Genomic DNA, 898 nt, shown 5'->3' with positions numbered 1-898 from the left:
TAATTACACATATAAAGTATTAATGAATGAGGAGGGCCAGTATTCTCTCTGGCCTGCCTTTCTCGATGTACCTATTGGATGGAATGTTGTACATGAAGAAGCTAGCAGACAAGTTTGCTTAGAATACGTTGAAGTTAACTGGAACGATTTAGATCCGAAAAAAAATCAAATTAGCGAAAAAATATTAGTAGGAAAACAATAATGAAAGCAAACATAAATCCAAAAGTAGTTGTAAGCATCGTTTATATAACAGCGATGTTTATGGCTGCGATGGATGCAACGATTGTGAATGTAGCACTGCAAACGATAAGTAAAGAACTACAAGTACCTCCTTCTGCAATGGGGACAGTAAATATTKGGTATTTAGTTAGCTTAGCTGTTTTTCTTCCGATTTCTGGTTGGTTAGGAGATCGCTTTGGTACGAAAAAAGTATTTTTAACTGCCCTTTTCGTTTTTACAATTGCATCTGCATTATGTGGAATTGCTAATGATATTACTTCATTAAACATTTTTCGTATCATTCAAGGTGCTGGTGGCGGACTTTTAACACCAGTCGGGATGGCGATGTTATTCCGAACATTTTCACCAGAGGAAAGACCAAAAATTTCTCGATTTATTGTACTTCCAATTGCTGTAGCACCAGCGATCGGACCAATTATTGGTGGTTTCTTTGTAGATCAAATGTCTTGGCGCTGGGCATTTTATATTAATCTGCCGTTTGGTATCATTGCGTTGCTATTTGGACTTCTATTTTTAGCAGAGCATATTGAAAAATCGGCTGGTCGTTTTGATTCTATCGGTTTTGTTCTTTCAGCACCAGGTTTTGCGATGCTCATCTATACACTCAGTCAAGGCCCGTCAAAAGGTTGGATTTCTCCAGAAATAATAAGTACTGGAA

The 898-nt window shown here is 37.5% G+C and carries 2 protein-coding genes; both read left to right on the top strand.

Features of this window, described 5'->3' with window-relative positions; all coding sequences use genetic code 11:
• Positions 1–202, top strand: a 202-nt coding sequence (locus AC1DTM_RS29065; protein WP_477001554.1) for an MbtH family protein, incomplete at its 5' end; no start/stop codon positions are given.
• The coding region (locus AC1DTM_RS29060; protein ID WP_477001553.1) for a DHA2 family efflux MFS transporter permease subunit at positions 202–898 on the top strand (697 nt) is incomplete at its 3' end. The genes AC1DTM_RS29065 and AC1DTM_RS29060, both read left to right, overlap by 1 nt.

It is taken from the genome of Bacillus sp. P4_D3, from assembly GCF_056401855.1.
The sequence above is the reverse complement of the archived record's forward strand: the minus strand, read 5'-3'. Positions and strand labels throughout refer to the sequence as shown.